The organism is Nocardioides sp. NPDC057772, assembly GCF_042798075.1.
Classification (GTDB): Bacteria; Actinomycetota; Actinomycetes; order Propionibacteriales; family Nocardioidaceae; genus Nocardioides.
This window is the reverse complement of the sequence record NZ_JBHVKN010000371.1, coordinates 1-2,053: the sequence shown is the minus strand read 5'-3', so window position 1 is coordinate 2,053 and position 2,053 is coordinate 1. Positions and strand designations below refer to the sequence as shown.

General features: G+C 67.8%; 2 protein-coding genes. One reads left to right on the top strand and one right to left on the bottom strand.

The window, feature by feature from the left end; genetic code table 11:
* Window positions 1–928: DUF222 domain-containing protein (locus ACFVJS_RS27785; protein ID WP_378886772.1), on the bottom strand; the 928-nt coding region annotated here is incomplete at its 3' end.
* 443 nt (window positions 929–1,371) lie between these two features.
* Here ACFVJS_RS27785 and ACFVJS_RS27780 point away from each other — a divergent pair.
* Window positions 1,372–1,980, top strand: coding sequence for a class I SAM-dependent methyltransferase (locus tag ACFVJS_RS27780; RefSeq protein ID WP_378886771.1), 609 nt, complete (start codon window positions 1,372–1,374; stop codon window positions 1,978–1,980).
* Window positions 1,981–2,053: the final 73 nt, after the last annotated feature.

Below are 2,053 nucleotides of genomic sequence, written 5' to 3'. Positions count from 1 at the left end.
CGCCGAGGGTCCGGGCGATGCCGTTCTCTTGGCGGAGTTGGTCGAGGTCGATGGTCACGATCACCGTGGTGGCGTCCCCGCCGTGGAGGGGCAGCTGGGCCGGGTCGAGGGTCTCGAGCAGCTGGCACAACGCCGATCCCAGACGCCGGTCGTAAGGAAGGTACTCACCGGTGTCGGTGCGGGTGCCGTCCTCGCGCCGGGGTGAGGCGAAAGCTTCCAGATTCGTCGCGAGTCGGTCCGCGGCCGCGTCGGGGATGACCGCGGAGATGCGGGTGGTCCCGTCTCCGAGGCGGCGCATGGTCAGCCGGGTCTTCTTCCGGGCGTGGGCTTCCTCGGCGGCGAGGCGCCGGGCTTCTTCGGCTTCGGCGATCTCGGGGGCGATGACATCGAGGATGCGGCGCCCGAGACGACGCAGCTGGGCGGGGTCGAACTCGGTCGCGTAAGCCACCAAAGTCTCCTCAGCCTTCGTTCTGATCTCGACATCGAGATCAGCGGGAAGTTCGTCGAGAGCCTGGGTGATCGCCTGAGCCTGGGCGGGGTTGCAGGCACCGGCTCGCATCGCGGCCGCGACCAGCTCATAGGAGCGGTCCAGTGCCTGCGCCAATCGAAGGTCGGCGCGCAGGGTCTCGGGGCGCTGGTGGGTGTGGTGATGAAGCCACGCGGCCATGTCCCGGGCGGCGCTCTCGGCGGCGACGTCGTCCGCGGTCGCGATCACGCGGAGTTCGAGCTCGGCCAGCTGGGCCTTGGCCCGGGCGATCTCGACCAGGGTGGTGGCCTTCTGGTCGGTGGCCATGAACGACGGATTCGCTTCAGCGACCTGATCCAGGGCGGCGGTGATCGCGACCACGGCCCCCAGCACGGGGTGGTGGGGCTGTTGCAGCGTGGTCATCACGGTCACCTCCCGACGTACGAACTCAAGGATCTGCACACGCAGATCCGTCTGGTTCGCTGGTCTTGGAGGCCCGGCAGTACGGGCTATTACTCACCCTCGCAGCTCGGCGGTCACGCCCCTGGTTCCCCTGGAATACCCCGCACCCATTGTGTCCCGAGCGCGGCGGCACGCCTCTTTCGAGGTGGTCGGCCATCACGTTTATGCCTGCGCCGAGCCTACCACACACAGCAAAATCAAGCGAACCAAAACAGGTAAACCCAGTCAGGGACAGGTATCCCCACCAAACCCAGACCGCTGCTGGAACCCAGACAAGTCAGGCAAATGGCACCCAACCCAGACACCCTGGTTCGAAATCTCCCAACCCGAACAACGTATTGGCCCCACCCGTGCTGGAACCCGGTCACGAGACCGACCGACACACATCCAGATCCCCACACGATCGCGGCCAGCGAGCACCCGAAACCACTACCCTCGCCCCGATGACCTTGACCGAGATCGGCGCCGCCTACGACACCCGCGCCGCTGAATACATCGACCTCTTCGGCACGATCGACAAGCTCGCCGAACAAGACCGCGACACGATCACCACCTGGCGCGACAGCACGACCGGCCGTCTCCTGGACGCCGGCTGCGGCCCCGGTCTCTGGAGCCAGGAGCTCACCGCAGGCGGCGTACGCGAGGTCGTCGGGATCGACGCCTCCGCTGAGTTCGTCGCCGCCGCACGAGCACAGTATCCAGGCCCCAGCTTCCAACGAGCGGACCTCGCCGCACTCCCCCTCGCCAACAGCTCGATCGGCGGGATCCTGGCGTGGTACTCGATCATCCACACCCCACCCACCCAGCTCCCCGCGATCCTCAGCGAGTTCGCACGGGTGCTCGCGCCCGGCGGCTCGGCGCTGATCGGCTTCTTCGACGGCGAGCCCGGCGAGGCGTTCGACCATGCCGTCCACACGGCCTACTACTGGTCCCCGGATGCGCTGACGGACCTGCTCGCCCCGCACGGGTTCGTCGTCGGCCAGGCATCGACCCGGCAGGACCCGGGTGCGCGCCGCCGCCAAGGTGACCTGGTCGCGACACTCCAGGCCTGATCAGACGCCCGCCGAGTCGGCGCAACTGTCCCACCACAGAACATCGAGTCGGCGCATCTGCCCCACGCAGGCG